Below are 25,794 nucleotides of genomic sequence, written 5' to 3'. Positions count from 1 at the left end.
TCAGCCCCTCGCGGGGCTGCTCGTTCAACCGCGTGCGGCCAGCGCGAAATCGCGCGCCAGCCTGAAGCCGGCCTCTCGCGAGCCACGGCGGGCCAGCGCATCGCCGTCCCAGCCCCATTGCTGCGCCTGCCAGTCCTCTTCCAGATTTGCGGCAGCGAACAATGCCTCCACATCCGCGTCCGGCGACAATGCCGCCAGCCCCGCGATCAGCGAGGCGGCAAGGCTGGCAAGGTTCTGGAGCGCGGCCAGCGTAAAGGCGTCCATCGCCTCAAGCTCGGCGTGCATCGCGGCCATGGTCTCTGGTGGATGGGCGGAAAACACGATGCCCGCCGCGCGTGAAAACCGGCAGCCAAGGCGCGCTTCGGCATCGCATACCAGCGGCTCCCACGCCTCATCCTGCCGTTCGCGCAGCGCATCGCCATCATCGGCGCGATAGCACAGCGTGTCGGTTTCGGCATAAGGCAGGATGCTGGCGATCACGGCTGCCGGGTCCTTGGCCACGCGGTCGATGGCGTAGTCGGTCATGTCGCGCATGGGGAAGGTCTGGGGATCGATCTTGTCCCCTTGCGCATCCCATTCCGCTGCCAGCATGTCCGCCAGCGCGCGGGACGGCACGATCTGCTGCGCGCCGCCTTGCGTCTTGAGCGGCCTGCCATCGAGCATGACCTGCCAGCCGTCCGCATCTTCGCGGACGGTCACTTCGCGGTAGAAACGCTTCACTTATCCTGGTCCTCGAAATTCCGGTGCCCATGCTCGCGGCGCTGGTCGATGCGGCGCGAACTCCACACCCGCGACAGCAGGGTCGGCACCAGCAGCGCATCGGTCAGCCCTGCGACCAGCATGACATAGGCTATCCATCTCGGCACGCCATCGGGCCAAGGAGCGGACCCCTGCAGCACCAGCAGCGCATAGACGACGACCGCAACGCCCGCCATGCGCAGCAGTTGGATGGTGAAGAACCGGCTGGCGGCGGGATCGTTCATGGCTGGTCGCCTTCGATCATCTTGCGCAGATCGTTCATCGTTTCGGCAACGCCGACAGCGCCTGTGGCCAGCAGTTCCTCACCGCCGTGATAGCCCCAGTCGACGCCCAATGCGCGCACGCCGGCAGCGCCTGCCATCATCATGTCGAAACTGGTGTCACCGATCATCACTGCGTCGCCCGCCTGCAAACCCGTATCCCACAGCACGGTATTGATCATCGCGGGATCGGGCTTCGACGGGTGATCGTCAGCGGTCTGCAGGCTGCAGAACAAATGCTTGATCCCATGCGTTTCAAGGCAGTGGCGCAGCCCGCGCTTCGACTTGCCGGTGGCGACAGCCAGTTGCCAGCCGCTTTCATGCAGGTCGATCAGCAATTCGCGCATACCGTCGAACAAGGGCTCATCAATCAGTCCGGCGCGGCGGTGTTCGCGAAAGGCTATACGATAGCGTTCGGCCAGCATTTCCTGTTCGGCAGCGGTGCTGCCGGGCAGCAACATGGCCATCGCCTGCGGCAGTGACAGCCCGACCGCACGGCGGATCAGCGAGCGGGACGGCGCCTCGAGGTCGGAGGCGGCAAATGCCTCTTCCATCGCGATGCACACATTGGCCTGGCCATCGACCAGCGTGCCGTCGCAATCGAAGATGGCAACCCGGCTCATTTCTTCGCGCCCTTTGGCGGACCCTTCCGGAACGAGCCCTTGCCCTTGGTCGGACCTTTCTTCACCGGCCTGGCCGACCGGTCGTTCTTGCCGGGCTTTCCGGGCTTCGTGGTCCCGAATTTCGCGGCCTTCCCGCCCGAGACAACCCGCGTTTTCCGCTCGCCGCGGCGTTCCTTGCGGATCTCCTTGGCATGGCGGCGCGCGGCAATCTTCTTGTCCTCACGCGTGGGCGGCGGGGGGCCTTCCTCGGGCGAGGCGTCGCTCATGGTCTCGTCGAAACCCAGCTGTTCCATGCTGGCGGCGAAATGTTCGGGCAGCGGAGCGGTCACGTCCAGCGGCACGCCATCGGGGTGATCGATGATCAGGCGGCGCGCATGCAGGTGCATCTTGCGGCTGATTGAGCCGGTCAGGAACGCAGCCTGCCCGCCATATTTGCCATCGCCCACGATCGGGTGCCCGATCGCGGCCATGTGGACGCGCAGCTGGTGGGTGCGCCCCGTCAGCGGCTCCAGCTCGACCCACGCGGCCTTGTTGCCGGCGCGGTCGACGACACGGTATTTCGTCTTGGCGGGCTGGCCATCTTCGAGCGGCATCATCTTTTCGCCGCCCGTGCCCGGCTGCTTCGCCAGCGCGAGGTCGATCGTGCCCGCCGAGATGTCGGGAACGCCCGTCACCAGCGCCCAATATATCTTCTTCGCGCTGCGGCCCGAAAACCGCTTGGAGAAGAACGCCGCGCTGCCCGGTGTCGCCGCCGTCAGCAATACGCCGCTCGTATCCTTGTCGAGCCGGTGGACGAGCTTGGGCTTGGGCGTGCGGGTGTCACCCTCGGGCACGAAAGCGTCGAGCAGCTTGTCGACATGGTGCTTCGTGCCGGTACCGCCCTGCGTCGCCAGCCCCGGCGGCTTGTTCAGCACGATGGCGGCGCGGTCGCGGTGGAGGACCATCGCATCGGCTTCGGCCAGCTCTTCCTCTGTCAAGGGCACGCGGCGGCGTTCGGGGCGTGCGGTCGACATTTCCGCTCCACCCGGCGGCACGCGGATTTCCTGCCCCTTGGTGATGCGGTCTTCGGGCTTGGCCCGCTTGCCGTCCAGCCTGATCTGCCCGGTCCGCGCCCAGCGCGAGATCGTGTTGAACCCGATCTGCGGCAGGTGCCGTTTGAACCAGCGGTCGAGCCGCGCGCCATCGTCATCCGCGCCCACGGTGAAGCGGCGGATATTATTGTCACCAGAATTGCTGCGGTCGTCCGCCATCAGATCATCCCCCGGGCAAGTGTAAGCCCGGCTACCAGCCCCGCAAGCCCCAGCGCGAGCGAGGTGAAAACATAAGTCGCGGCCAGAACCGGCTCGCCCCGTTGCCACAGAAGTACGGCTTCCATCGAAAAGGATGAGAAAGTGGTAAATCCGCCCAGCAGGCCAACCCCCAGGATCAGCCGCCAGTGCTCACCCCCGCCGCCATGATGCGTGTCATAAGACGCGAGCCATGCGATCAGGAGACCCATGGCTGCGCTGCCGATGACATTGGCGGCCATCGTCCCCCACGGAAATGCGCCCGATGCCGCAGGCATCAGCTTCGTGACGAGACGTCCGAGCTGATAGCGCAGGACAGCGCCGGTCCCGCCGCCAATGGCGACGAGTGCGGAAGCGAAAAGGGGGGAAGGGGTGGCCATCTGGCCTGTGCGTGTAGCGGCGGGAACGCAAAGGCGAAAGGGGTGTTTACGCGCTCAGGCGCGCTATCGGGCATTGCACTTGTGGATTTGCGGGTGCGCCCCCATCTGTGCTATGTAGGCAACAGATCGCAGGGGCATGAGGACCGCTTGTCGGGCTTTCATGCTTGCTTTCATATCGGCATGCTGTTAGCGGCACCGCCGGTTTTGGCCGGTCCTTCACACAGATTCGCCTTTGGGCGTCGATTCGCGTGTGGGATGCGGCCCTGTTTTGTTTGATCCGTTTCATCCGGCGGTTGGTGCAGGCAATGTCTGCCCGCACCCGTCATGCAAAGAATTTGAGGTAGCAGGCTTTTATGCAGATCATCGTCCGCGATAACAACGTCGACCAGGCTCTCCGCGCGCTCAAGAAGAAGCTGCAGCGTGAGGGCGTCTATCGCGAGATGAAGCTGCGTCGCCACTACGAAAAGCCCAGCGAAAAGCGCGCCCGTGAAAAGGCTGCTGCCGTGCGCCGCGCTCGCAAGCTTGAGCGTAAGCGCATGGAGCGTGACGGCGTCAAGTAAGACGCCTGGCGTTTGGGCTAGGGGCTATAGAGCCTTGAACCTTATCGCTGCATAAGCCAAAGGGGCGCGACGGTCATTCGACCTCGCGCCCTTTTTGCATTTGATCCGGAAAGCGCAATAATATGGCAGAAATCACCCGCGTCCCGCTCCAGCCGATCGGCAAGGGCATTCTTTCCAAGCTGTGGATCGGCGTCGTCATCGCCGTTCTGCTGGCCGCAGGCGCTGCCTATGCCTCGCGCTATCACGGGCTTGAGGTCACGACGCTTTCGGAAGGCACCGGCGGATCGCCTACGCTGGATGACGTGGTCAACGTCAATTACACCGGCAAGCTGCCCGATGGCACCGTGTTCGACCAGGGTGAAGGCGCTGTATTCCCGGTAAAGGGCGTGGTCCCCGGCTTCCGCGATGCGCTGCTCCAGATGAAGAAGGGCGGCCGATACGAGGTCTACATCCCTTCCGATCAGGCCTATGGCGCAGAGGGCGCCGGTAACGGCGCGATCCCGCCCAATGCCGACCTGACGTTCGAGGTCGAGTTGCTCGATTTCCGTTCCGAAGCCGAACTGCGCGCGATCCAGCAGCAGATGCAGGCGATGGGCCTTGGCGGCATGGGTGGCCCTGGCGGTCCCGGTGGCGCACCGCAGGGCGCGCAGTAACGCAAAATTTTTGGCGGGTGCACGCACGCACCCGCTTGGCATCGGGCGCAGGGGCGGCTAATCGCCCCTGCCATGTCTGTCGATAAAGCAACGGTCGAAAAGATCGCCTCACTCGCTCGCATCGCCCTGCGCGATGGAGAGGCCGAGGCGCTCGTTCCTGAACTGAACCAGATCCTTGGCTGGGTCGAGCAATTGGGCGAGGTCGATGTCACCGGCGTCGAGCCGATGACCGCTGTCATCCCCAATACGCTGCGCCTGCGCGACGATGTCGTCGATGCCGACCCGCTGACCGGCGGCGGCAAGCGCGACGAAGTGCTGGCCAATGCCCCCGCCGCCGAACATGGCTTCTTCGGCGTGCCCAAGGTGATCGAATAATGACCAATCTGACTGAACTGGGCGTCGCGGCGATCCGCGACGGTGTCGCCGCTGGCGACTTCACCGCTGTCGAGGTGGCAGAGGCGTTCAACGCCAATGTCGCGGCGGCCTCTGCCCTTAACGCCTTTATCGTGGCGACGCCGGAAGCGGCGGTCGACGCGGCCAAGGCGGTGGATGCGAAGCGCGCAGCCGGACAGCCTTTGGGCAAGATGGGCGGCGTGCCGATCGGCATGAAGGACCTGTTCGCCACCACTGGCGTGCAGACGACGGCTGCCAGCCACATGCTGGAAGGCTTCAAGCCGCAGTACGAATCGACCGTCTCCCAGAAATTGTGGGATGCGGGCGCGGGCATGTTGGGCAAGCTCAACCTCGACCAGTTCGCGATGGGTTCGTCGAACGAGACCAGCTTTTTCGGCAATGTCATCAGCCCGTGGCGGCGCAAGGATGGCGGCAATGCGGCTCTCGCCCCCGGCGGTTCGTCGGGCGGCTCGTCCGCCGCGATCTCCGCGCGCCTGTGCCCGGCGGCGACCGGCACTGACACTGGCGGCTCCATCCGCCAGCCTGCGGCCTTCACCGGCATCACCGGCATCAAGCCGACCTATGGCCGCTGCTCGCGCTGGGGCGTGGTGGCGTTTGCCTCGTCGCTGGATCAGGCGGGCCCGATGGCGCGCGATACGCGTGACTGCGCCATCATGCTTGAGGCGATGGCGGGTTTCGATCCGAAGGATTCGACTTCGCTGGACATGCCGGTCCCCGAATGGGAAGCGGGCCTCAATCCCGACATGAAGGGCAAGAAGATCGGCATCCCGCGCGAATATCGCATGGACGGGATGGACGAGGATGTCGCGAAAAGCTGGGACGACGGCATCGCGTGGATGAAGGCGGCGGGCGCCGAGATCGTCGATATCTCGCTGCCCCACACCAAATATGCGCTGCCCGCCTATTACATCATCGCCCCGGCAGAGGCATCGTCCAACCTCGCGCGCTATGACGGCGTGCGTTACGGCCTGCGCGACCTGCCTGAAGGCGCTGGCCTGCAGGACATGTACGCCGCCACCCGCGCCGAGGGTTTCGGGGCCGAGGTCAAGCGCCGCATCATGATCGGCACCTATGTGCTGTCGGCCGGATTCTATGACGCTTATTACAATCAGGCGCAGAAAATCCGCACGCTGATCGCGCAGGATTTCGCCAAGGCTTTCGAGCAGTGCGACGTGATCCTTGCGCCGACCTGCCCCACTGCGGCCTTCGCGCTGGGTGAGAAGATGAGCGATCCGCTGGCGATGTATCTGAACGATGTTTTCGCCGTGCCCGCTTCGCTGGCGGGCCTGCCCGCGATGAGCGTTCCGGCTGGCGTGAACCGTGAAGGCCTGCCGCTTGGCCTGCAGATCATCGGCAAGGCTTTCGACGAGCAGGGCGTGCTGAACGCCGGCCTCGCCATCGAAAATGCGGCGGGCTTTACCGCGACGCCGGAGAAATGGTGGTGAATGCCTTTGGCTGGGCGGCACTTGGACTGATTCTGTTCGGAATGGTGATTCCGTTCTGGATGATGAGCTACGTTACGACGAAAATTGCAGTTCGTTGGTCGGTTGACGGTGCGGATGAATCCCGGATCATGCGATACAACGAGGTCATGGACTACCTCCACTCGACATTGAATAGGCCAAAGACCGATAGTCAATGTGGCGCCTCACTTGTCGCCAGCATCCGGGAGCTGAAAAATTTTCCCGAGCATAGGGACCTCAGCGTCATGTATCTCGAAGAGATCAACATTACCGGCACGGGCAAATTTAATGACTTGGCCAAGCTGGAAATCAAGAAAGTCGAATCGCATCTGTTGGGTCAGAATGATGTCTGAGGATTGTCGCTGCCATATGGGGGAGCGTTGGAATTGACCGTCTCGGCCGAATACACGCTCGCCATGGCGGCGCTGAATGCCTCGTTGCAGTCGATCCGCATGATGGCCAGCACCGGCCTCGTCTCGCCATACGATGTCGATGTGTCGCTGGAAGGCGTGGCGCGGACGCTGGAGCATTTGCCCGAAGAGCTGACTGTGAAGATCATGCCGATTTTCGACAAGCAATTCGCCGCGATCAAGCGTGCCGCCGAACTGAATTGGGAAGAAGAATGAGCACCTATCGTATCCAGGGCGCCACGGGCGAATGGGAAGTCGTGATCGGCCTTGAAGTCCATGCGCAGGTCACGTCGAAGGCCAAGCTGTTTTCGGGCGCCGCCACCGCTTTCGGCGCGGAACCCAATACGCAGGTCAGCCTTGTCGATGCCGCGATGCCGGGCATGCTGCCCGTGCCCAATCGCGAGTGCATCCGTCAGGCGGTGCGCACCGGCATGGCGATCGACGCGCAGATCAACAAGTGGAGCCGGTTCGACCGCAAGAACTATTTCTACGCCGATCTGCCGCAGGGCTACCAGATCAGCCAGCTTTACCACCCGCTGGTGGGCGAGGGGCATCTGGATGTCTCGCCCGATGAAAAGAACCCCGAGGCGACCAAGCGCATCGGTGTGGAGCGCATCCATGTCGAGCAGGACGCGGGCAAGCTGATGCACGACCAGCATCCGACCATGTCCTATGTCGACCTCAACCGCAGCGGCGTCGCGCTGATGGAGATCGTGTCGAAGCCCGACATGCGCTCTCCTGCCGAAGCGGGTGCATACGTGCGCAAGCTGCGTTCGATCCTGCGCTATGTCGGTTCGTGCGACGGCAATATGGAAGAAGGCTCGATGCGGGCCGACGTGAACGTGTCCGTCCGCAAGCCGGGCGATGAATTCGGCACGCGGACCGAGACGAAGAACGTGAACTCGGTTCGCTTCGTCATGCAGGTCATCGAGTATGAGGCAAACCGTCAGGTCGACGTGATCGAATCGGGCGGCACCGTGGATCAGGAAACGCGCCTGTTCGATCCCGACACCGGCACCACGCGGACCATGCGGTCAAAGGAAGACGCGCATGATTATCGCTACTTCCCCGATCCCGACCTGCTGCCGCTGGAGCTGGACGATGCGTTCCTGCACGATTGCCGCGAAAGCCTGCCCGAACTGCCGGACGCGAAGCGCCACCGCTATGAGAACGAGCTGGGCCTGTCCGCCTATAACGCGGGCCAGCTGACCGCCGACGTCGATGTCTATCAGCGATACGAGGCGATCTTGGGCGCGACGGCCGATAAGACGGGTAAGCCCGAAAAAGATGTCGCGACGCAGGTGGCGAACTGGGTGCTGTCCGTGGCTCCGGGCGTGAAGAACGCGACCGAAGACGCGGATGAGGCCAATGACACCACTGTCGCCAATGCCGGCATTATCGCGCTGCAGGCGGCGGGCACTGTCGGCGGCGGTCAGGCCAAGGAGATCTACGAGATCGTCCTGAAAACCGGCCGCGAACCGGACGAGATCGCCGAGACCGAGGGCCTGAAGCAGACCAGCGACACCGGCGCGATCGAGGCCGTGATCGACGAAGTGCTGGCGAACAATGCCGACAAGGTCGAGGAATATCGCGGCGGCAAGGACAAGCTCTTCGGCTTCTTCGTCGGCCAGACGATGAAGGCGATGAAGGGCAAGGGCAATCCCGCCATCGTGAACGAGATCCTGAAGACCAAGCTGGGCTAAGGTCGCCGGAAAAACAGAGAAAAGGGGCGCCGGTCAGATCCGACCGGCGCCCCTTTCTTGTTATTGGGGCCGGAAACCCCGGGCGATCATTCGCCCGAGATGTCCTTTTCCTCGACCGGCAGGCCCAGCTGTTCCAGCTGCGGCTTCACCACATTGGCATCGCCCACGACGACCCAGACAAGGCCGTCGCCAAGATCCTGACCGCGTGCCGCATCGTCCAGCGCCTGTGCCGTCATCGCCTGATAGCGCGGGGCCAGCAGTTCGTAGTAATTGTCGGGACGATCCAGCTCCACGATATTGTAAAGCCCGGCCAGCACGTCGCCGCCGGTCTCGAACGTGCCGGGCAGCGAACGAACCTGCCCGTTGATGGTGCGCTCCAGCTCTTCGCCGGTCACGCCGTTCGGCCCCATGAAGTCGGCAATGTCGCTGCGCATGGCGGCGATGGAATCGCCGGTCCGGTCGCTTTGCACCGGGGCGTAGATCATGAAGGCGATCTGGTTTTCCGGACGCACCAGCAAGCTCTGCACGCCATAGGACCAGCCCTTCGTTTCACGCAGGTCCATGTTGAGGCGCGACAGGAAATTGCCGCCCATCACGTCATTGGCCGAAGCCAGATTGACGAGATCGTCGCGGCCCGTCTTGTCGAGCACCTTGCCGGCAATGATCATCGACTGCGGCGAACCGGGACGGTCGATAAGGATTACGCGCGGTTCGGGGCTGGGGATCGCAACGTCGAAATTCTTCTGCGGGGCGGGCATCGCCGGGCGCTTCCAATTGCCGAAGGTTTCGTTCGCCAGTTCGACCACCTGATCGAGCGTGGTGTCCCCTACGACATACAGGCGCGCCGTGTCGGGACGCAGCCAGGTATCGTGGAAGCCCTTGAGATCGGACGCGGTGAGCTGTGCGACGACATCGGCATTTCCGAGGCCGCTGGGGGCGCGGCCATAGGGATGCTTGTCGCCATAGATCGCGGGGTAGAAGAACCGCTGCGCCACGGCGGAGGGCTGCGTCTTTTCCGCCTGGATCGCGTTCAGCTGTTGCGCGCGCACGCGCTCCAGCTCGGTCGTGTCAAAGGCGGGGTTGCGCACGTAATCGGCAAGGAGTTCGAACGAAGCGCCCAGGTTCGGCTTCAGCGCCGAAAGCGTGAAATTCGTCGAATCCCGGCTCGACCCCGAAGAGATCGAGGCACCGAGCCGTTCCTGTGCGATGGCAAGTTCGGTCGCGTCGAGCGTGGTCGTGCCCGCATCCATCAAATCCAGCATCAGCGCCTGCGTGCCAAGCGCCCCTTCGGGGTCTGCCGCGCCGCCCGCGTCAAAGCTGAGGCGCGCGGTAACCGCTGGCACGCCTTCGCGGCGAACGACATAGATTTCCATGCCATTGTCGAGAACGGCACGCTCGATATCGGGGAAGTCCAGCGGCTGCAGCGTGTCGACCGCCGGGATCTGCGATCGATCGGGAACGACTGCCGCTGCAGCGGCCTGCACCGACGCGGTTATGCCGCTGCCAAGCGGGCCTGCCATATTGTCGGGGTTCCAATAGAACGCCGGCTGCGCGCCCGTCTGCTCGCGACCGGTCACGAAACCGCCGCGGTTTTCGCCGCCTTCGGTGCGTTCACCCGGTTCGACGACCAGTTTGAACACTGGGCGGGAGAGCCAGCGCTTGGCCGCCTGCTGCACTTCCCTGGGCGTGATCGTGGCGATCCGATTGAGGCGCTTTTTGTAAAATTCGGGATCGTCGGAATACAGGAGACCCTGCGCCAGCGTCGGCGCCTTGCCGCCAAAGCCGCCAAGGCTGTCGAGGCCCTTGATCTCGCTCGAGACATAATTGGTCGCGGCGCGCTTCAGTTCGTCGGCGGTGGGACCCTTGGCGATCAGCTTCGCAATCTCGGCGTCGAGCGCGGCTTCCAGTTCGCCCTGCTCCACGCCGGGCTTGAGATCGGCATAAACCTCGAACTGGCCCGCCTGCTGGAACAGCTGCGCGCTGGCCGAAACCTTCACAGCCAGCTGCTTGCCGCGCACCAGTTCGTTGTCGAGCCGCGAGGAGGCGAGGCCGCCCAGAACGCTGCCCGCCATTTCCAGCGCGACCGCATCCTTGTCGTTAAGGCCGGGGATCGCCCATGCGCGATAGATGCGCGTAGTGGCGACCTTGTCGGTGATGGTCTTGGAAATCGGCTTGTCGAGCGTGGGGACAGGCGCCGCGACCGGCTGGACGGCGGGACCTGCCGGGATCTCGCCGAACCAGTGCGCGACCTTTTCCTTGGCCGTGGCGACATCGATGTCGCCTGCCAGCACCAGCACGGCGTTGTTGGGGCCGTAGTGATCCTTGAACCAGCCCTGCACGTCAGCCATCGTCGCGCCCGACAAGTCGTCCATCGAGCCGATCGTATCGTGGTGATAGGGGTGGCCCGAGGGGTAGAGCGTTTCCAGCATCTCGTAATCGACGAGGCCGAAGGGCGCATTGTCACCCTGCCGCTTTTCGTTCTGGACGACACCGATCTGGTTATCGAGATTTTCCTGCGTCACCGCGCCAAGCAAATGGCCCATCCGGTCGCTTTCGAGGAAAAGCGCGACATCCAGCGCGCCCGAGGGGACGGTCTCGAAATAATTGGTGCGGTCGAACCAGGTCGTGCCGTTGAGATCGGTCGCGCCGATCTGCTGCAGCGGCTTGAAGAAATCGCCCTGCGCGTTTTCGGAACCGTTGAACATCAGGTGCTCGAACAGGTGGGCAAAGCCGGTCTTGCCCTCGGGCTCGTTCTTGGACCCGACCCTGTACCAGACCGAAACCGCGACCAGCGGGGCCGAGCGATCCTCGTTCACCAGCACGGTCAGACCATTGTCGAGCTTGAACATCGAATAGGGAATGTCGACGCCCTGCACGAGATCGGCAAGCGGCGCGGCCTTCATGTCGGCGGCGGCAGTCGCGGCGACGCTCGTCCCGGCGCTTTTGGCGATGGCCGCGTGGGGCAGGGCGGAAAGCGAGAGTGCGGAGGCTGCCAGCAGCAGCCGGGTGGAAAGATGCATGACAACTCCAGTCCGGATCGGCGCGATTGGGGGAACACGATTGGGGATCGCGCGCGAAATAATTACCGTTGATACCAAGCTGATAGACGAATGCCAGCCATTGCCCGACATTTGTCGAGCTTTGTCATACACTCGTCGATCAGCATGGGGGATGAACGGCTTGAAAAGCGCGCGGGCCGGACCGAAATTCATATTCGCAGCGGCGTGGCGGTAAAAATCGCCGCGTTGCGGGGGAGGAGGCCTTGTGTTGCATTTAAGCAACACTATCTAGGGTCGGAGCAACACAGGTTCAGGTCAGACAGGCGGGTAATTTCCCATGAATCTCGAAAAATTTACCGATCGCGCCAAGGGTTTCCTGCAGGCAGCGCAAACCGTGGCGATCCGCATGAACCATCAGCGGATCACGCCGACCCATATTCTGAAGGCCCTGCTGGAAGACGGCGAGGGCATGGCCGCAGGCCTCATCCAGCGCGCGGGCGGCAATCCCGGCTACGCGCAGGCGGAGGTCGATGTGGCGCTGGGCAAGATCGCGGCGGTTTCGGGCGGCGGGGCGCAAGCGACGCCGGGGCTCGACAATGATGCCGTGCGGGTTCTGGATCAGGCCGAGCAGCTCGCCACGAAATCGGGCGACAGCTATGTCACCGTCGAACGCCTGCTGCTCGCGCTGACGCTGGCCACCACTACCCCTGCGGGCGAGGCGCTGAAGGCGGGCAATGTCACGCCGCAGGCGCTGGAAGCGGCCATCACCGAGCTGCGCGGCGGCCGCAAGGCCGATACCGCGAGCGCGGAGGAAAGCTATGATGCGCTGGAGAAATATGCCCGCGACCTGACCGCCGCAGCGCGTGACGGCAAGCTGGACCCGGTGATCGGGCGCGACGAGGAAATCCGTCGCACCGTGCAGATCCTTGCCCGCCGGACCAAGAACAATCCCGCTCTCATCGGTGAGCCCGGCGTGGGCAAGACCGCCATCGCCGAAGGGCTGGCGCTGCGTATCGCCAATGGCGACGTTCCCGATTCGCTCAAGGATCGGCGCCTGATGGCGCTCGACATGGGCAGCCTGATCGCGGGCGCGAAATATCGCGGCGAGTTCGAGGAGCGGCTGAAGGCCGTGCTTGACGAGGTGAAGGGCGCCGAGGGCGAGATCATCCTGTTCATCGACGAGATGCACACGCTGATCGGCGCGGGCAAGAGCGAAGGCGCGATGGATGCGGGCAATCTCTTGAAGCCCGCGCTGGCACGCGGCGAATTGCATTGCATCGGCGCGACCACGCTTGATGAGTATCAGAAATACGTCGAGAAAGACCCCGCATTGCAGCGGCGTTTCCAGCCCGTCTTCGTGGGTGAGCCGACGGTCGAGGACACGATCTCGATCCTGCGCGGGCTCAAGGAAAAATACGAACTGCACCACGGGGTGCGCATCACCGATGGCGCGATCGTGTCGGCGGCAACGCTGTCGAACCGCTATATCTCTGACCGTTTCCTGCCCGACAAGGCCATCGACCTGATGGACGAGGCGGCCTCGCGCATTCGCATGGAGGTGGAATCGAAGCCCGAGGAGATCGAGAATCTCGACCGCCGGATCATCCAGCTGAAGATCGAGGAATCCGCCCTGTCGAAGGAAACCGACAGTGCGTCCGCCGACCGTCTGGCGACCTTGCGCGAAGAGCTGGCCAATCTTGAGCAGCAGTCGAGCGAGCTGACCACCCGTTGGCAGAACGAACGCGACAAGATCGCGGCCGAAGGCAAGATCAAGGAAGAGCTGGACGCTGCCCGCATCGAGCTGGAGCAGGCGCAGCGCGCAGGCGATCTCGCCAAGGCGGGCGAGCTTTCATACGGCAAGATTCCGGCGCTGGAAAAACAGCTGGCGGAAGCTTCGGCACAGTCTGAAAACGCGCTGCTGCGCGAGGAAGTGACCGAGGACGACATCGCCGGAGTGGTCAGCCGCTGGACCGGTGTGCCGGTCGACCGGATGATGGAGGGCGAGCGTGAAAAACTCCTCAAGATGGAGGAGGCCATCGGCACCCGCGTCATCGGGCAGGAGCAGGCCGTGGTCGCCGTGTCCAAGGCCGTGCGCCGCGCGCGTGCGGGCCTGCAGGACCCGAACCGTCCGCTGGGCAGCTTCCTCTTCCTTGGCCCCACGGGTGTCGGCAAGACCGAACTGACCAAGGCCTTGGCCGAATTCCTGTTTGATGACGACAGTGCGATGGTCCGCATCGACATGTCGGAATTCATGGAGAAGCACGCAGTCGCCCGCCTGATCGGCGCGCCTCCGGGCTATGTCGGTTATGAGGAAGGCGGCGTTCTGACCGAGGCGGTCCGCAGGCGGCCCTATCAGGTCGTGCTGTTCGATGAGGTGGAGAAGGCGCACAGCGACGTGTTCAACGTGCTGTTGCAGGTGCTCGACGATGGCCGCCTGACCGATGGGCAGGGCCGCGTGGTCGACTTCTCGAACACGCTGATCATCCTGACCTCGAACCTTGGCAGCCAGTATCTGGCGAACATGGAGGACGGGCAGAAGGTCGAGGATGTCGAGCCGCAGGTCATGGACGTGGTGCGCGGGCATTTCCGGCCCGAATTCCTCAACCGCCTCGACGAGATCATCCTGTTCCACCGTCTGGGCGCCGAACACATGGCCCCGATCGTCGAGATCCAGGTCAAGCGCGTGCAGAAGCTCTTGAAGGATCGCAAGATCACTCTGGACCTTACCGATGCGGCGAAACGCTGGCTGGGGCGGGTCGGTTACGACCCGGTCTATGGCGCGCGTCCGCTTAAACGCGCGGTGCAGCGTTACCTGCAGGACCCGCTGGCCGACATGCTGCTGGGCGGTGAAATTCCCGACGGTTCGACTGTGACCATCGAGGAAGGCGACGGCGCGCTGAAGATGAGCGTCAGTTAGGACTGCCGGAGTGAGCGTAATCGGGGGCTTGGGTTGCTGCGGATTTGGCCGCTTCTCTTGCGAGCAAGATAAGCGTAGGAGCGCGAAATGATCCCGGGAACCAAGCCCCTTATACTTCAGGCGATCGCAGCGCTTGAACGGCACGAACGCGAACTTGCCGTTTCACTGCTTGAAAAGGATCTGCAAGTCTCACCCGACAATGGTGAGCGTTTCAGGCATCACCACCAGCTTGCCAGTCGTATCGGCGAAATCGAAATCGCACTGGAAGCCGCGCGCCGCTTTGCAGCAACGCGCCCTGTGAATCTGGCTCGTAAACAATTCTATTGGGGTGAACTTGCCGCGCAAGGGCGTACCGAAGAGGCCCGCGCCGATATCGCTCGTTTGCCGGAAAATGCCCGCACAAGCCCCGGTGTGCTTCACTTCCTTGGAACCCTTGCAAGCCAGGAAGGGGATTTCGAGGAAGCTATCGCCTTGTTTCAGCGCGTGACACGGACGGGAATATCTCCTCCAAGTTGGTACGCGCTAGCCATGATCAAGAATTTTCAGCCGGGTGATCCCGACCTTGAGGCAATGAAGGCGGCCTTGCCGCATATCGCCGCCATGCCCGCGCGGTCACAGGCTGCTCTATATTATGCTTTGGCGAAAGCATTTGACGATCTTGGCGATACGGACCAAGCCTTTGCGTGTTATTCGTCAGGGGCCGCCCAGCGTCGGCAGATCGAACCTTACGACCCTGCAGGTGCCGAGCAGGCAACGAGGCAATTGATGAGCGATTTCAGCTCGTCCGGCCTTGAGCGACTTGTCCCTTCTCGCCATGAGGGTTCGCGCGCGATCTTTGTAAATGGTCTGCCCCGTTCGGGGACGACGATGGTCGAGCAGGTATTAATGGCCGGATCACAGGTTAGTGATGGCGGTGAGTTAAACCTGTTTCGCGCGGCTTTGGTCTCCGCGATCGGGGGGAGCGGCCTTGCTGACGGGCTGGCATTTCAGACGCGGAGCGTCGACCCGGCAGGTGCCTGGGCCTCGGTGGCTGCTACATACGAGAAGATGCTGAAAATGCGTTTCGGGCCAACCGGCCGCGTGGTCGACAAGACATTACTGCAATCGCGCATGATGGGCCTCTTGCTCAACGTCTTGCCCGATGCCCGCATTATTTGGATGCGGCGCGATCCTGCTGATTGTGCGCTTTCGTGTTTCCGCACCCTGTTCACGTCCTCAATGCCGTGGAGTTGGCATGCGGCCGATATCGCTCACTACATGAAGCTGGAGGATGAGCTTTACCGGCACTGGACCGCGTTGTTCCCCGATCGCATTCTGACCGTGCCTTATGAAGCGATGGTCGGCGAGCCGGGGAAATGGATCACGCGGATCGCAGACCACGTCGGCATAGCGGATGAGCCAGCCATGCATCACTCTTCGCACAAGGTGCGCAGGCTTGTGCGAACCGCAAGCGTTCAGCAGGTTCGAAGCCCCATTTCGGCTTCCGCAGTGGGGAAGGCTGCACGATACTCCGAATTCCAGCAGCAGTTTTTGCAAGCCTGGCAGGGGTAAGGCCGGGCCGTATATGGCGCTGCGACTTCCGCTCAGGCGGATCGGCAAATCAGAGACGGCACATAAAAAGAAAGGGCCCCTTGCGGGGCCCTTTCCAGTTTTTGCAGTTATGCGACGGTTTAGAAACCGACCTGCAGCTGAACGCGCACGTAACGCGGCGTCTGATAGCCGGTGGTAAGACCGTAGGTGTTACGCGGCTGGTAGTTGCTGAGCGTACCACGTTCTTCGAAGTCAAGCTCGGCCTTCGAGTTGAAGACGTTGAAGACATCGAGGCGCAGCTTGGCGTCGAAATCGGTCGGCAGGCTGACAACAGCCGAAACGTCGAGCTGGGTCAGCCAGTCGCTTTCGAAACGGCTGCCGCGCGGCGTCAGAGTGGTCGTGCCACTCGGGACCGAACCCGAGGTGATGATGTCACCATTGTCGTCGACGTTACAATACCATGCGTAACCGCCATACAGCGTTGCATAGGCATCGACGCTCGACGGGATACGACCGATACAGCCAAACTTACGCGGCGAGCTGACCTTTGCATTCGCACCCAGCAAGAGCCAATCGGTAGCCTGATAGGCGCCGAAGATCTTGAAGTTGTGGGCACGGTGGTTGGGCAGATAGCCGTATGCGCCGTAGGTGAAGCCGGGCTGGTCGAAGTCGGTGGTGATGCCCGAGTCATCCTGTCCGTTGTCGGACTTCACGCCGCCTTCGATGTTACCCTTGGTCTGCGAGTAGGTGTACGAACCGCTCAGCGACCAGACACCGTCGAACTCACGATCGAAGGTGGCGGTAATCGCCTTGTAGGTACGCTTCGCAGCAGGGTAGCCAAGGTCTTCAGCCGAGAACGAAACCGTACGAAGTTCGCTTTCGCCATTGACCGGATCCGAAAGGGTGATCGTCTGCGGATCGCCCGGATTGATCAGGACGTACTGGTGGAAACCGCTCCAGATGTCCGAACCGTTCGAGTTGGTGCAGTCCAGGCCTTCCGAATCGCAATAAGCGTTGACGGCAGCGTCGATTGCAGCGTCTTCGAGCGAACGGTTGAGCGAACGATACGTACCGAACAGACCGAACTTCCAGCGATCGCCGACACGAACTTCACCACCCAGGATGTACTCATCGACCGACTGCGGCTTGAGATCCTGCGATGCTGCTGCACGCGTATCGACAGCAGTGCCATCACTGATGTTTTCGCACTGATCGATACCGGTATCGTAACACGGAGCTGAACCATCGAAGCCAATCAGCGCATCACCCAGGATCGGGCTGCCGTCGGCATTGACGCCATCCAGCTCGTAGTAACGCTCAAGATCGAACTCTGCGCCAGCAAGGCGGATGTTGGTGTTCGACGGGATCGGCAGGTAATAACGACCGAACGAGCCGTACACCTTGGTGCGCTGATCGCCGAAGGCGTCGAGGGTGAAGCCCAGACGCGGACCCCACTGATCACCCGAAGCGTAGAACACGTCGCCGTCAGCGTTCTTGTTCACAAAGCGGTCGTTACGCAGGCCAAGCTGCAGCTGCAGACGGTTGTCGAGCAGCGACCAGTTGTCCTGAATGTAGAACGCCTCATTCTCGGTCTGGAAGATACCGCCGCTGATAAACGTGCGGCCCGAAGCATAGTCGGTTCCTTCAGGCGCATAGTTGTCGTCTGCGCCTGCAGTGAAGTAGTTCCAAACGACATTGCCGGTGTAAAGGACGCGATTGTCCGACGTCAGCTTCTCGTTGTCGTAACCCGCACGGAAGTGGTGCGAGCCGAGGAAATCGACATAGAAGTCGGCGTCGAAGCGGTAGAACTCGCGCTCGTCTTCGGCGATCTCGATGATGGCCGAGGGGTTGCCGATGACGAGCGGGGTGCCCGAACGGTTGTCGACGGAATAAGGCGTGGTCTGATCCTGAGGAACAGTGTTCTCACGCAGCTTGCTCTTACCATATGCGGCCGAGAAGACGAACCAGTCGGTGAAGTTGCCGGTGTAGCGACCGACATAGTTCTCCGAACCGTATTCGAGCAGCTCGGACGACAGGTAATCGCCGATTTCGTCGGTTTCGGGATCATAAGCAAACGACTTGGTCGTCTGCACACCCTCGGTGTTGAAGTAGGTGCCTTCGAAACGATGGCCGTCGAACGGCACGAAGTCGAGCTTGCCGCCGTAGAACGGATCATCGGTCGTCGTTTCGTCGTAACGGTTCGCCGTTGCAATACCGCCACCGGTCTTTACGTCACGGTGGTTGTAGATGCCGTAGAAGAACAGGCGATCCTTCCAGATCGGACCCGAAAGCTGAACGACGGTGTCGATACGCTCGCGGTTGTCGAGGCTGTTGTCGATGTACAGCGAGTCACCGGTCAGCGGGTTACGCGTGTCGGGGCTGTCGCTGCGCAGATCGTCCGGCTCGTAGTTGAACAGGACCGAGCCATGGAATTCGTTCGAGCCCGACTTGGTCGTCGCGTTCACGACACCGCCGGTGGCGCGACCGAATTCTGCCTGATAGCCGCCGTTCTTGACTTCGACAGTCTCATAGAAGTCGAAGGGAACGGTTGCGGAACCCAGACCCTTACGGAAGTCGGTGATGTTCAGGCCGTTCACGTAGTAGGCGTTTTCCGACACCGACGAACCGGAGATAGAAGCCAGGTTGCCGAACGCGCTGTCGCCAGCGGAAACGCCGGGCGAAAGTTCGATGATCGAGGTGAGGTCACGTGCGACCGGAACGCGCTGTGCGAGTTCTGCAACGTCGAGCACGAGGCCTGTGGTCGTGCGTTCGAAATCGATGATCTTCGAGCGACCGGCGGTCACGACGATCTCGCCAGCATAGTTGCTGGGGACCAGCGCGAACTGGTTGGCAGCGCTCGACTGGCTCAGGGCGATCGATTCGCTGTAGGTCTCGTAATCGTTTGCAACGATCGTGACAGTGTAGTCGCCCGGCGGCAGCTGAACGAGACGGAACGTGCCGCTACCATCCGTGGTGGCGGTACGACTAAAGCCCTGATCGTCGGAAACGACGGTGACGGTGGCGCCGGAGACCGGCGTACCATCGACGCTGACGACGCGACCCGAGGCGGTGATGTTCGTATAGTCCTGCGCGTGTGCAGGTGCTGCGGCGATTGCCGCAACGCCAGCGCCGGCGCCGACCAAAGCGAGCGCGTTCAGTGCCGATCCGGCACTCAGCGCACGCTTGCGGAGGTTGGAAAGTTTCATGTGGTGCAGTCCCTTGTGATGCCACCGGCTCGGTTCCCGTCCCGACCCGGTTCATTCCAGCTTCACCCCGCGCATTGGCGGGTCGAAGTGCGGAACGTCTCGACGATAAGCTTTGCGATTGCAAAAGAGACAGTATCAAAGGTAACGTTTTCCCGATGCAGCGTTGCAGTTAAGCAACATTGCTTTCAAGGGGCACTGTGGCCTACGCATCGACGGGAGCCGCGTTGGCGTCGTGACGCAGTCGCTTCGCCATCGGGATCGCGGAGGGCCTGCACCGATGCTCGGCTGGAGGGAGCTGGACATGATGCGGACGGGAATGAGTATGATGATGAATCAAATGGGTTTTCCATCGAGATCGCCTGCCAGCGCATGCGGTCGACCCTTGGCGTTCGCGGCTTTGGGGAGGGCAGCCCATGGCTGAAGTGCTGTCGCGCCTTGCCGATTTCCTGCCATACCGTCTTTCGATTACCTCAAATGCGGTCAGCCAGCGTATCGCCGTGGAGTATCGCGCGCGCTTTGGTCTGAAAGTGCCCGAATGGCGGGTGATGGCGATCCTGGGCGAATCGGGCGCGCTGACGCAGCGCCAGCTCGTTTCGGCCACTTTCATGGACAAGGTCGCCGTCAATCGCGCCTGCAAGGTGCTTGCCGACAAGGGATGGGTGCAGCGCACGCCGAATCTCCATGACGGTCGTTCCCACCTGATCGAGCTGAACGATGAGGGCCGCGATATCTACCGCCAGGTCATTCCTCTTGCGCTGAAGCTGGAGGAGCAGATCCTCGATTGCCTCACGGTTGCCGAGCAAAAGGCGCTGCGCCGCACGCTCGACAAGTTGTTCGCGCAGGTCATGGCGACCGATAGCGGCATGGATGCCGACGACGGCGATGACGAAGATTGAACCGATGCGTGCCGTTGATCGGTAGGTGACCGGCGGATGAAAGAAATGCGGGGGAGGCCGGTTCGGCTTCCCCCGCATCTTTTTGTGCGTCCTGGATAGGACGCTCCCCCCTGTCTTGCGCCCCCGGGGCATTGCCCCCGGGGATGGGCGCGCTGCCGTCAGAGCATCGCGTCCGAGATCGAGCAGGCCGCCGGGCCAAGGATCACGATGAACAGCACCGGCAGGATGAAAAGAATGAGCGGCACGGTCATGATGGCCGGAAGGCGCGCGGCCTTTTCCTCGGCGCGCATCATGCGTTCGTTACGGAATTCGGCCGACAGCACGCGCAGGGCCGAAGCCAGCGGCGTACCATAGCGTTCGGTCTGGACCATGGTCGTGGTCACGCCCTTCATCGCCTCAAGGTTGACGCGATAGGTCAGGTTTTCGAAGGCGAGGCGGCGTTCGGTCAGGAACGACAGCTCGATCGAGGTCAGCGCGAATTCGTCCGACAGTTCGGGATAGGCGCGGCCCAGTTCGCGGGCGACGCGATTGAAAGAGGCGTCGACGGTCAGGCCCGCCTCGGCGCAGATGACCAGCAGGTCGAGTGCGTCGGGCAGCGCCTTGCGGATGGCGTCGGTACGCTTGTTGACGAGGTTCGTCAGATAGACGTTGGGGCCGTAATAGCCGGCAAGCAGGCTGCCCGCGAACACGGCGAAACGCTTGACCGCGCCCCATTCGGGATACGCGTCGGTCCAATAGACCAGCGTCGCCGAAAACAGGCCGAAAACGATCGGCAGCACGAGCCGGGCGAGGACGACCACATAGGCCAGTTCCTTGCGGCGGATACCCGCCTGCATCAGCTTTTGCTCGATTTCCTTGATCTGGCTGTCCTGCAGCATCGAGAAACGCGAAAGCAGGTCGCGGACCTTGTCGGTAAGGTCGGTCTTGCGGCGCAGGGTGCGGCGCTTGACCTGCGCCTCGCTCATCAGGCCGAGCTTCAGCTCCTCGCGGCGGGCGGTGAGCGATTTGACGCGCTTTGCCATCGGGTCCTTGACCGTGAGCGCCGCATAGATGGCGAGCACCGTGGCAAGGGCGGCGATCCCGGCAAGGATCGAGCCGACAAGGATGACGTCAACGCCAAGGAGGGTGGGGCCGGTTGTCTGCATGATATCTCTCGCGTCCCCGTCAGATTTCGAAATTGACCATCTTGAACATTACGAACGCCCCGATGCTCATCCACACGGCGCCGAACAGGCCGGCCACGATCAGGCGGTCGTCAGTGAAGAAGCCGTTCAGATAGGCGGGGTTGAGCATGTAGACGATGGTGAAGACCAGGAAGGGCAGGGCGCCCACGATATAGGCCGACGCCTTGGCTTCCGAGCTCATCGCCTTGATCTTCAGCTTCATCTGCATGCGCTTCCTCAGCACCTCACCCAGGTTGGCGAGCGTTTCGGCGAGATTGCCGCCGGTCTCGCGCTGGATGGCGAGCGAGATGCAGAAGAACTTGAATTCCGGAATGTCGAGACGGTCCGCCGTTTCCTGCAGCGAATCGTCAAGCGTCTTGCCGACCTTCACGCGGTCGACGATCGCCTTGAATTCCTCGCCCACAGGGCCGGGGATCTCGCTCGACACCACGCCCAGCGTTTCGGTGACCGGCAGACCCGAACGCAGGCCGCGCACGAGCAGGTCGATGCCATCGGGGAAGCGGGCGTTGAAGGCCTTCAATCGCTTGGTGATCTGGCGGCTGACCACGAAATGCGGGCCGCCCAGGCCGACGATCGCGCCAGCGGGCAGGGCGAACATGATCGATCCGGTCTTGATCAGCACCGCGACCGCGACGAACAGGAACAGCCCGCCCGAAACATACATGTAGTTCTGCAAGGTCCAGTTGCGGCCTGTGCGATGCAGGCGCAGGGCAAGGGCGGCGATCTTGGAATCGGAGCCTGCGGCGGTGTGCTGGCGCGGTTTGCGCGCGGCGACCGCCTTTTTCAGCTGGGCTTCCACCTTGGATGCCGCGCTTTGCGAGTGGCGATAGCGGATCTGCTGGAGCCGTTTCGCCTGCTGGCGCGAACCGGGCGAGCCATAAAGGGCATAGAAGGCGACGCCGATCACCAGCAACATGCCGATGGCTATGAAAATGATCTGCGCGAACTGCATCGAGAGTTCCCTTCGGTACCCAATTCAAACATGCCCGGTGGCATCCCCCACGCCGGTGGGCGCGGGGGTGTGCAATCAGGCTTTCTGCTTGGCCTTGCCCTTCATCGAGCCGAGGCCGAACTTTTCCATCAGCGAGCCGCTGGCCGCCGCGCCGCCGCCCTGGGCGGCGTCTTCGCCGTTCGATGCCATCACCCGGCGGGCAAGATCGCGGATCGCGGCCGATGCCTTGCTGGAGCGGTTGGCGTCGACGAAGACCTGGCCGACCTTGGCGGCCTGCGTCGCGGTCTTGGCGTCATAAGGCATGATGAAATCGATCTTCCTCTCGATCGAGGCTTCGAAATCGGCCTTGCTGATTTCGCCCGAACCCGGCGTCACCTTGTTGGCGACCACGATCGGGGTCATGTGCGAGGCATTGGTCGCAACCCACGACAGGATGCGGATCGCATCGCGCGCGCTGGCCAGCGTCAGCTCCGTCGTCAGGATGAAGACATCGGCATCGGTCAGCACATGCGGGAAGTTGATCAGCATGTTCCGGGGCAGGTCGATGACCGTCATGTCGAAGGCCTGGCGGAACTCTTCTTCCAGCTGCACGAAGGCGCTGCCGTCGGTCATCAGCGGCGAATGGATTGGCGCTTCGGCCGACAGGACCGAGAGATTGTCGTTCGCCCGCACCATGGCGCGTTCGATGAACAGGCCGTCGATACGCGACGGGTTCTCGATCGCGTCCGAAAGGCCGCGGCCGGGCTCAAGGTCCATCGTCAGCGCGCCGGTGCCGAAGTGCACGTCGAGGTCGAGCAATGCGGTCGGCAGCTTGTTCTCGTTCGAGAAAAGCCATGCGAGCGAGGTCGCGATGGTCGATGCGCCCACACCGCCACGGGTGCCGACGACGGCGGTGATGATGTGGTTGCGCGTAACCGAAGCGTCGGCGTGCTGGCGCGGGGCGTTAAAGACGCTTTGCGCTTGGATCAGCGAATCGCGCAGCATTTCCTCCGAAAGAGGCTTCAGGAGATAGTCCTGGATGCCGCTTGCGGTCAGGTCGCGATAGAGGCGAACATCGTTGATCTGCCCGACCGCGATCACCACCGTGCCCGGTTCGCAGACCTCGGCAAGGGCGTTGATGTCGGACAGCGGATCGCCGCATTCCGAAAGATCGACCAGCAGGATCTGCGGGCTTGCCGAGACCGAGAGGGTCTGCACCGCGTTGCGAAGTCCGCCCATGTTGCACTTTTCGTGCGGCATGTTGAGGTTCGAAACCGCCGTGCGGACCACTTCCATGGTCGCTTCGTCGCTGACAAAGGCAGCGAAGGCGTCACGCTCGCCGGATGCACCGGATGAGAACGGGGAATTCATAATACCTGCTCCTTCGCCTTAGTTGCTGCTACCGCCGCCGCCGCTGCTGGAAGACACCGATTTGAGGTCGCCCTCGCCAGTGGGGGCCTTGTTCCGATAGGTCTCGATCGCCTTGGTCGAGCTCATCACCACCGTCTCGCCCGATCCGGTCTGTCCGGTCAGCAGGTCTTCGGGATTGGCGACCATCGCGGCGAGATTGCCGTTGATGGCGCAGCCATAGCCCTTGCTGGTGGCGTTGTTCGGGTTGAAGTCGGTCTTGTCGCCCCAGTCGGGGCAGCCCGGGACCGACGCGGTCGAGCGGGTCACGACGACGCGGGCGACGCCCGGTCCTGCCTCACCCTCGGTGACGGGGGCGGCATCGGCCAGCAGGATGCCCTGCTTGTCGGCCAGCGAGACGAGATCGTCGCGCGCTGCCGGGCCGATCTTCGAGAAATCGACCGACACCTTGTCGCCATAGGAAAGCTCCATGGCTTCCCACCAGCCCGACAGGCGGCGCTGTTCGGAAATCGGGATGCCGGCAGAGCTGGTCATCACGTCGAACACGTAATTGGTGCGCGACACGACCGGCTGATGCTCGGAATACAGCGTGCGATTGGTCGGAATGCTGCCGCAGCCCGCGAGCGTCGCGGTCGCGCCGAGCAGAAGCGCGGCGGCGGTCTTACGGCCGATGATGGATTTGTTCATCTTGGTCACCTTGGCTCTCCTGTGCGCGGATCAGAACGAGAAGCCGGGCTTGGCTTCGCTGGCGTCCGCGCTGCGGACCGGGGCGGCGGGCGCACTGGGCGCACCGGGTTCGAGCATGCCGACGGTCGGACCCGCGGGCACGGTTTCTGCTGCGGTCGGCATCGGGCGCGAACCGCCCGACACACCATCGCTGAGCTGGTTGCCGAAGAACTGGCCCATCATCGTGGGCGAACGGAAACCGTCGGTCGGAAGCGCGATGTCCTTCGCGTCGACCGGCTTGACGAGATAGGGGGTGACCACGATCACCAGCTCGGTCTCGCCCTTCCTGAAGCTGTTCGAGCGGAAGAGATTGCCCAGGATCGGCAGGTCGCCCACGCCCGGGGTCTTGTCGATCGAGCTGTTCGAATAGTTCGACAGCAGGCCCGCGATCATGAAGCTCTGGCCCGAACCCAGCTCGACCGTCGTTTCGGCGCGGCGGGTGGACAGGGCCGGGATCTCGAAGCCGTTGACCGTAACCGAACCGGCGCTCGAAAGCTCCGAGACCTCGGGGCGGACGCGGATCGAGATGCGGCCATTGGCGAGCACCGTCGGGGTATAGGCGAGGCTGACGCCGTATTTCTTGTATTCGACGGACGTCGTGCCAAGCCCGCCCGCCATCGGGATCGGGAATTCGCCGCCTGCGAGGAATTCCGCCGTTTCGCCCGAAAGCGCGGTCAGGTTAGGCTGCGAAAGCGTGCTGACAAGGCCTTCGGTTTCGCCAAGGTCCAGCGCGCCTGCGAGGTCGAGGCCGAGGAACTTGCCAAAGGCGGCGATGGTGCTGCCCGAACCTGTGGTGGTGACGAGGCTGGAGCCTTCGGCGGCCTCGGTGCCGCCGGTGAAGACACCGCCGCCGACCTGCCACTGCGAAACCGCGTCGGCGCGGCCCTGGCCGATGCCGAACTTGAAGCCGCTCGTGCTGTCATAGGTGTTGAGGTTGACGCCCAGCGCACGGACCAGCGTGCGGCTCACCTCGGCAAAGCGGACCTGAAGGTTCACCTGCAGCGGGGTGGCGAGCTTCAGGCGGCTGATGACCTGCGTTTCATCACCGACGAAAGCCTGGACGAGACGCTCGGCCTCCGCAGCGTCTTCGGGTGCGGCCACGGTGCCGGTCAACAGCACGGTGTTGTTCATCGTCGCCGTCGAAATCTTCGCTTCGGGCATGGCGAGGCCGAGCATCTGGTCGATGCTGTCGATATTGGTGCCCACGCGCACATTGGCCGACCAGATGATCGCACCGGCGGCGTCGCTGGCATAGACGGTGGTCTCACCACCCGACTTGCCGAAGATATAGACCTGGTTGGTCGACTTCACCTGCACGTCGGCGATCGATTCGTCGGCGATGAAGATGTCGGTCATCCGGCCGCCAACGTTCACCAGCTGGCCGCGACCGATCGAGAGCACGACATCGCGGCTCGGGGTCGGGAGGGGCTGGGCGACGGCGGTGGTCGCGGTGCCGATCGCCGGGATCGGCGCAAGGGCGGTAGCGGCAAGGGCGATCCCTGCGAGCATGCGGCGTTTCATCGAAT

The 25,794-nt window shown here is 62.8% G+C and carries 22 protein-coding genes; 10 read left to right on the top strand and 12 right to left on the bottom strand.

What is annotated here, in order from left to right:
• Positions 1 to 24: 24 nt before the first annotated feature.
• Genes A9D13_RS08705 through crcB form a run of 5 tightly spaced genes read right to left on the bottom strand, consistent with a single transcriptional unit; the run spans position 25 to position 3,308 of the window.
• Positions 25 to 720: an ATP12 family chaperone protein gene (locus tag A9D13_RS08705; protein ID WP_066772556.1), complete on the bottom strand. Its 696-nt coding sequence runs from the start codon at positions 718 to 720 to the stop codon at positions 25 to 27.
• A complete protein-coding gene (locus tag A9D13_RS08700; protein ID WP_066772555.1) occupies positions 717 to 983 on the bottom strand; it encodes a hypothetical protein in 267 nt (88 codons plus the stop codon). Before A9D13_RS08700 ends, A9D13_RS08705 begins: the two co-directional genes overlap by 4 nt.
• Positions 980 to 1,642, bottom strand: coding sequence for an HAD-IA family hydrolase (locus tag A9D13_RS08695; RefSeq protein WP_066772554.1), 663 nt, complete (start codon positions 1,640 to 1,642; stop codon positions 980 to 982). The genes A9D13_RS08700 and A9D13_RS08695 overlap by 4 nt, the downstream gene beginning before the upstream one ends.
• The gene (locus A9D13_RS08690) at positions 1,639 to 2,892 is read right to left on the bottom strand and encodes an RluA family pseudouridine synthase (protein ID WP_066772553.1); all 1,254 of its coding nucleotides are present in this window, start codon (positions 2,890 to 2,892) and stop codon (positions 1,639 to 1,641) included. Before A9D13_RS08690 ends, A9D13_RS08695 begins: the two co-directional genes overlap by 4 nt.
• A complete protein-coding gene (gene crcB, locus A9D13_RS08685; RefSeq protein WP_066772551.1) occupies positions 2,892 to 3,308 on the bottom strand; it encodes a fluoride efflux transporter CrcB in 417 nt (138 codons plus the stop codon). Before crcB ends, A9D13_RS08690 begins: the two co-directional genes overlap by 1 nt.
• A 353-nt stretch (positions 3,309 to 3,661) precedes the next feature.
• Between crcB and rpsU the strand changes: the two genes are divergently transcribed.
• The 7 genes from rpsU (at position 3,662) to gatB (ending at position 8,511) form a co-directional block, all read left to right on the top strand.
• A complete protein-coding gene (rpsU, locus tag A9D13_RS08680; protein WP_066772550.1) occupies positions 3,662 to 3,868 on the top strand; it encodes a 30S ribosomal protein S21 in 207 nt (68 codons plus the stop codon).
• A 122-nt stretch (positions 3,869 to 3,990) separates the two neighbouring features.
• On the top strand, positions 3,991 to 4,521 hold the full coding sequence (locus tag A9D13_RS08675; protein WP_066772546.1) for an FKBP-type peptidyl-prolyl cis-trans isomerase: 531 nt from the start codon (positions 3,991 to 3,993) through the stop codon (positions 4,519 to 4,521).
• 72 nt (positions 4,522 to 4,593) lie between these two features.
• Positions 4,594 to 4,896, top strand: a complete 303-nt coding sequence (gene gatC, locus A9D13_RS08670) for an Asp-tRNA(Asn)/Glu-tRNA(Gln) amidotransferase subunit GatC (protein ID WP_066772545.1) — start codon at positions 4,594 to 4,596, stop codon at positions 4,894 to 4,896.
• Complete coding sequence (gene gatA / locus A9D13_RS08665) at positions 4,896 to 6,380, top strand: Asp-tRNA(Asn)/Glu-tRNA(Gln) amidotransferase subunit GatA (RefSeq protein WP_066772544.1); 1,485 nt, start codon at positions 4,896 to 4,898, stop codon at positions 6,378 to 6,380. The genes gatC and gatA overlap by 1 nt, the downstream gene beginning before the upstream one ends.
• Entirely contained in the window at positions 6,371 to 6,751 is a 381-nt protein-coding gene (locus A9D13_RS08660; protein ID WP_066772543.1) for a hypothetical protein, read from the top strand. Before gatA ends, A9D13_RS08660 begins: the two co-directional genes overlap by 10 nt.
• Before the next feature lie 33 nt (positions 6,752 to 6,784).
• A complete protein-coding gene (locus tag A9D13_RS08655) occupies positions 6,785 to 7,024 on the top strand; it encodes a hypothetical protein (RefSeq protein ID WP_172808132.1) in 240 nt (79 codons plus the stop codon).
• Positions 7,021 to 8,511 (top strand): Asp-tRNA(Asn)/Glu-tRNA(Gln) amidotransferase subunit GatB, encoded by a 1,491-nt coding sequence (gene gatB / locus A9D13_RS08650; protein WP_066772537.1) that lies wholly within the window; start codon positions 7,021 to 7,023, stop codon positions 8,509 to 8,511. The genes A9D13_RS08655 and gatB overlap by 4 nt, the downstream gene beginning before the upstream one ends.
• Positions 8,512 to 8,597: 86 nt before the next feature.
• Here the strand turns inward: gatB and A9D13_RS08645 are convergent, their stop codons facing one another.
• Complete coding sequence (locus tag A9D13_RS08645) at positions 8,598 to 11,531, bottom strand: M16 family metallopeptidase (protein WP_082922231.1); 2,934 nt, start codon at positions 11,529 to 11,531, stop codon at positions 8,598 to 8,600.
• A gap of 316 nt (positions 11,532 to 11,847) precedes the next feature.
• On the opposite strand from A9D13_RS08645, the gene clpB reads away from it, so the two are divergent.
• Positions 11,848 to 14,427: an ATP-dependent chaperone ClpB gene (gene clpB / locus A9D13_RS08640; protein WP_066772535.1), complete on the top strand. Its 2,580-nt coding sequence runs from the start codon at positions 11,848 to 11,850 to the stop codon at positions 14,425 to 14,427.
• 87 nt (positions 14,428 to 14,514) lie between these two features.
• Positions 14,515 to 15,978, top strand: coding sequence for a tetratricopeptide repeat-containing sulfotransferase family protein (locus tag A9D13_RS08630; protein ID WP_082922230.1), 1,464 nt, complete (start codon positions 14,515 to 14,517; stop codon positions 15,976 to 15,978).
• Between the two features lie 119 nt (positions 15,979 to 16,097).
• Here A9D13_RS08630 and A9D13_RS08625 read toward each other — a convergent pair whose 3' ends face one another.
• Positions 16,098 to 19,163, bottom strand: coding sequence for a TonB-dependent receptor (locus A9D13_RS08625; RefSeq protein WP_066772529.1), 3,066 nt, complete (start codon positions 19,161 to 19,163; stop codon positions 16,098 to 16,100).
• 413 nt (positions 19,164 to 19,576) lie between these two features.
• Here A9D13_RS08625 and A9D13_RS08620 point away from each other — a divergent pair, with 413 nt between their 5' ends.
• A complete protein-coding gene (locus tag A9D13_RS08620) occupies positions 19,577 to 20,059 on the top strand; it encodes a MarR family winged helix-turn-helix transcriptional regulator (protein ID WP_066772526.1) in 483 nt (160 codons plus the stop codon).
• 158 nt (positions 20,060 to 20,217) lie between these two features.
• Here A9D13_RS08620 and A9D13_RS08615 read toward each other — a convergent pair whose 3' ends face one another.
• From A9D13_RS08615 to A9D13_RS08595, 5 genes are all read right to left on the bottom strand, one after another.
• Positions 20,218 to 21,204: a type II secretion system F family protein gene (locus A9D13_RS08615; RefSeq protein ID WP_066772524.1), complete on the bottom strand. Its 987-nt coding sequence runs from the start codon at positions 21,202 to 21,204 to the stop codon at positions 20,218 to 20,220.
• A 19-nt stretch (positions 21,205 to 21,223) separates the two neighbouring features.
• Positions 21,224 to 22,195 carry a type II secretion system F family protein gene (locus tag A9D13_RS08610; RefSeq protein ID WP_066772518.1) on the bottom strand — a complete coding sequence of 324 codons (972 nt, stop codon included), beginning with the start codon at positions 22,193 to 22,195 and terminating at the stop codon, positions 21,224 to 21,226.
• A 75-nt stretch (positions 22,196 to 22,270) separates the two neighbouring features.
• A complete protein-coding gene (locus A9D13_RS08605) occupies positions 22,271 to 23,545 on the bottom strand; it encodes a CpaE/TadZ family protein (RefSeq protein ID WP_066772517.1) in 1,275 nt (424 codons plus the stop codon).
• A gap of 18 nt (positions 23,546 to 23,563) precedes the next feature.
• Positions 23,564 to 24,229 (bottom strand): CpaD family pilus assembly protein, encoded by a 666-nt coding sequence (locus A9D13_RS08600; RefSeq protein WP_066772516.1) that lies wholly within the window; start codon positions 24,227 to 24,229, stop codon positions 23,564 to 23,566.
• Positions 24,230 to 24,259: 30 nt separating this feature from the next.
• Complete coding sequence (locus A9D13_RS08595; RefSeq protein WP_082922333.1) at positions 24,260 to 25,789, bottom strand: type II and III secretion system protein family protein; 1,530 nt, start codon at positions 25,787 to 25,789, stop codon at positions 24,260 to 24,262.
• Positions 25,790 to 25,794 lie beyond the last annotated feature (5 nt).

Origin of the sequence: Croceicoccus mobilis (assembly GCF_001661965.1) — a bacterium.
Lineage (GTDB): Bacteria > Pseudomonadota > Alphaproteobacteria > Sphingomonadales > Sphingomonadaceae > Croceicoccus > Croceicoccus mobilis.
Note: the sequence above shows the minus strand (reverse complement) of the source record. Positions and strands in the feature narration are given on the sequence as shown.

Coding starts and splice junctions, on each gene's coding strand:
- A9D13_RS08700 (WP_066772555.1), bottom strand. CDS start 983: ATGAACGATCCCGCCGCCAGCCGGTTCTTCACCATCCAACTGCTGCGC.
- A9D13_RS08695 (WP_066772554.1), bottom strand. CDS start 1,642: ATGAGCCGGGTTGCCATCTTCGATTGCGACGGCACGCTGGTCGATGGC.
- A9D13_RS08690 (WP_066772553.1), bottom strand. CDS start 2,892: ATGGCGGACGACCGCAGCAATTCTGGTGACAATAATATCCGCCGCTTC.
- crcB (WP_066772551.1), bottom strand. CDS start 3,308: ATGGCCACCCCTTCCCCCCTTTTCGCTTCCGCACTCGTCGCCATTGGC.
- rpsU (WP_066772550.1), top strand. CDS start 3,662: ATGCAGATCATCGTCCGCGATAACAACGTCGACCAGGCTCTCCGCGCG.
- A9D13_RS08675 (WP_066772546.1), top strand. CDS start 3,991: ATGGCAGAAATCACCCGCGTCCCGCTCCAGCCGATCGGCAAGGGCATT.
- gatC (WP_066772545.1), top strand. CDS start 4,594: ATGTCTGTCGATAAAGCAACGGTCGAAAAGATCGCCTCACTCGCTCGC.
- gatA (WP_066772544.1), top strand. CDS start 4,896: ATGACCAATCTGACTGAACTGGGCGTCGCGGCGATCCGCGACGGTGTC.
- A9D13_RS08660 (WP_066772543.1), top strand. CDS start 6,371: ATGGTGGTGAATGCCTTTGGCTGGGCGGCACTTGGACTGATTCTGTTC.
- gatB (WP_066772537.1), top strand. CDS start 7,021: ATGAGCACCTATCGTATCCAGGGCGCCACGGGCGAATGGGAAGTCGTG.
- A9D13_RS08645 (WP_082922231.1), bottom strand. CDS start 11,531: ATGCATCTTTCCACCCGGCTGCTGCTGGCAGCCTCCGCACTCTCGCTT.
- clpB (WP_066772535.1), top strand. CDS start 11,848: ATGAATCTCGAAAAATTTACCGATCGCGCCAAGGGTTTCCTGCAGGCA.
- A9D13_RS08630 (WP_082922230.1), top strand. CDS start 14,515: ATGATCCCGGGAACCAAGCCCCTTATACTTCAGGCGATCGCAGCGCTT.
- A9D13_RS08625 (WP_066772529.1), bottom strand. CDS start 19,163: ATGAAACTTTCCAACCTCCGCAAGCGTGCGCTGAGTGCCGGATCGGCA.
- A9D13_RS08620 (WP_066772526.1), top strand. CDS start 19,577: ATGGCTGAAGTGCTGTCGCGCCTTGCCGATTTCCTGCCATACCGTCTT.
- A9D13_RS08615 (WP_066772524.1), bottom strand. CDS start 21,204: ATGCAGACAACCGGCCCCACCCTCCTTGGCGTTGACGTCATCCTTGTC.
- A9D13_RS08610 (WP_066772518.1), bottom strand. CDS start 22,195: ATGCAGTTCGCGCAGATCATTTTCATAGCCATCGGCATGTTGCTGGTG.
- A9D13_RS08605 (WP_066772517.1), bottom strand. CDS start 23,545: ATGAATTCCCCGTTCTCATCCGGTGCATCCGGCGAGCGTGACGCCTTC.
- A9D13_RS08600 (WP_066772516.1), bottom strand. CDS start 24,229: ATGAACAAATCCATCATCGGCCGTAAGACCGCCGCCGCGCTTCTGCTC.
- A9D13_RS08595 (WP_082922333.1), bottom strand. CDS start 25,789: ATGAAACGCCGCATGCTCGCAGGGATCGCCCTTGCCGCTACCGCCCTT.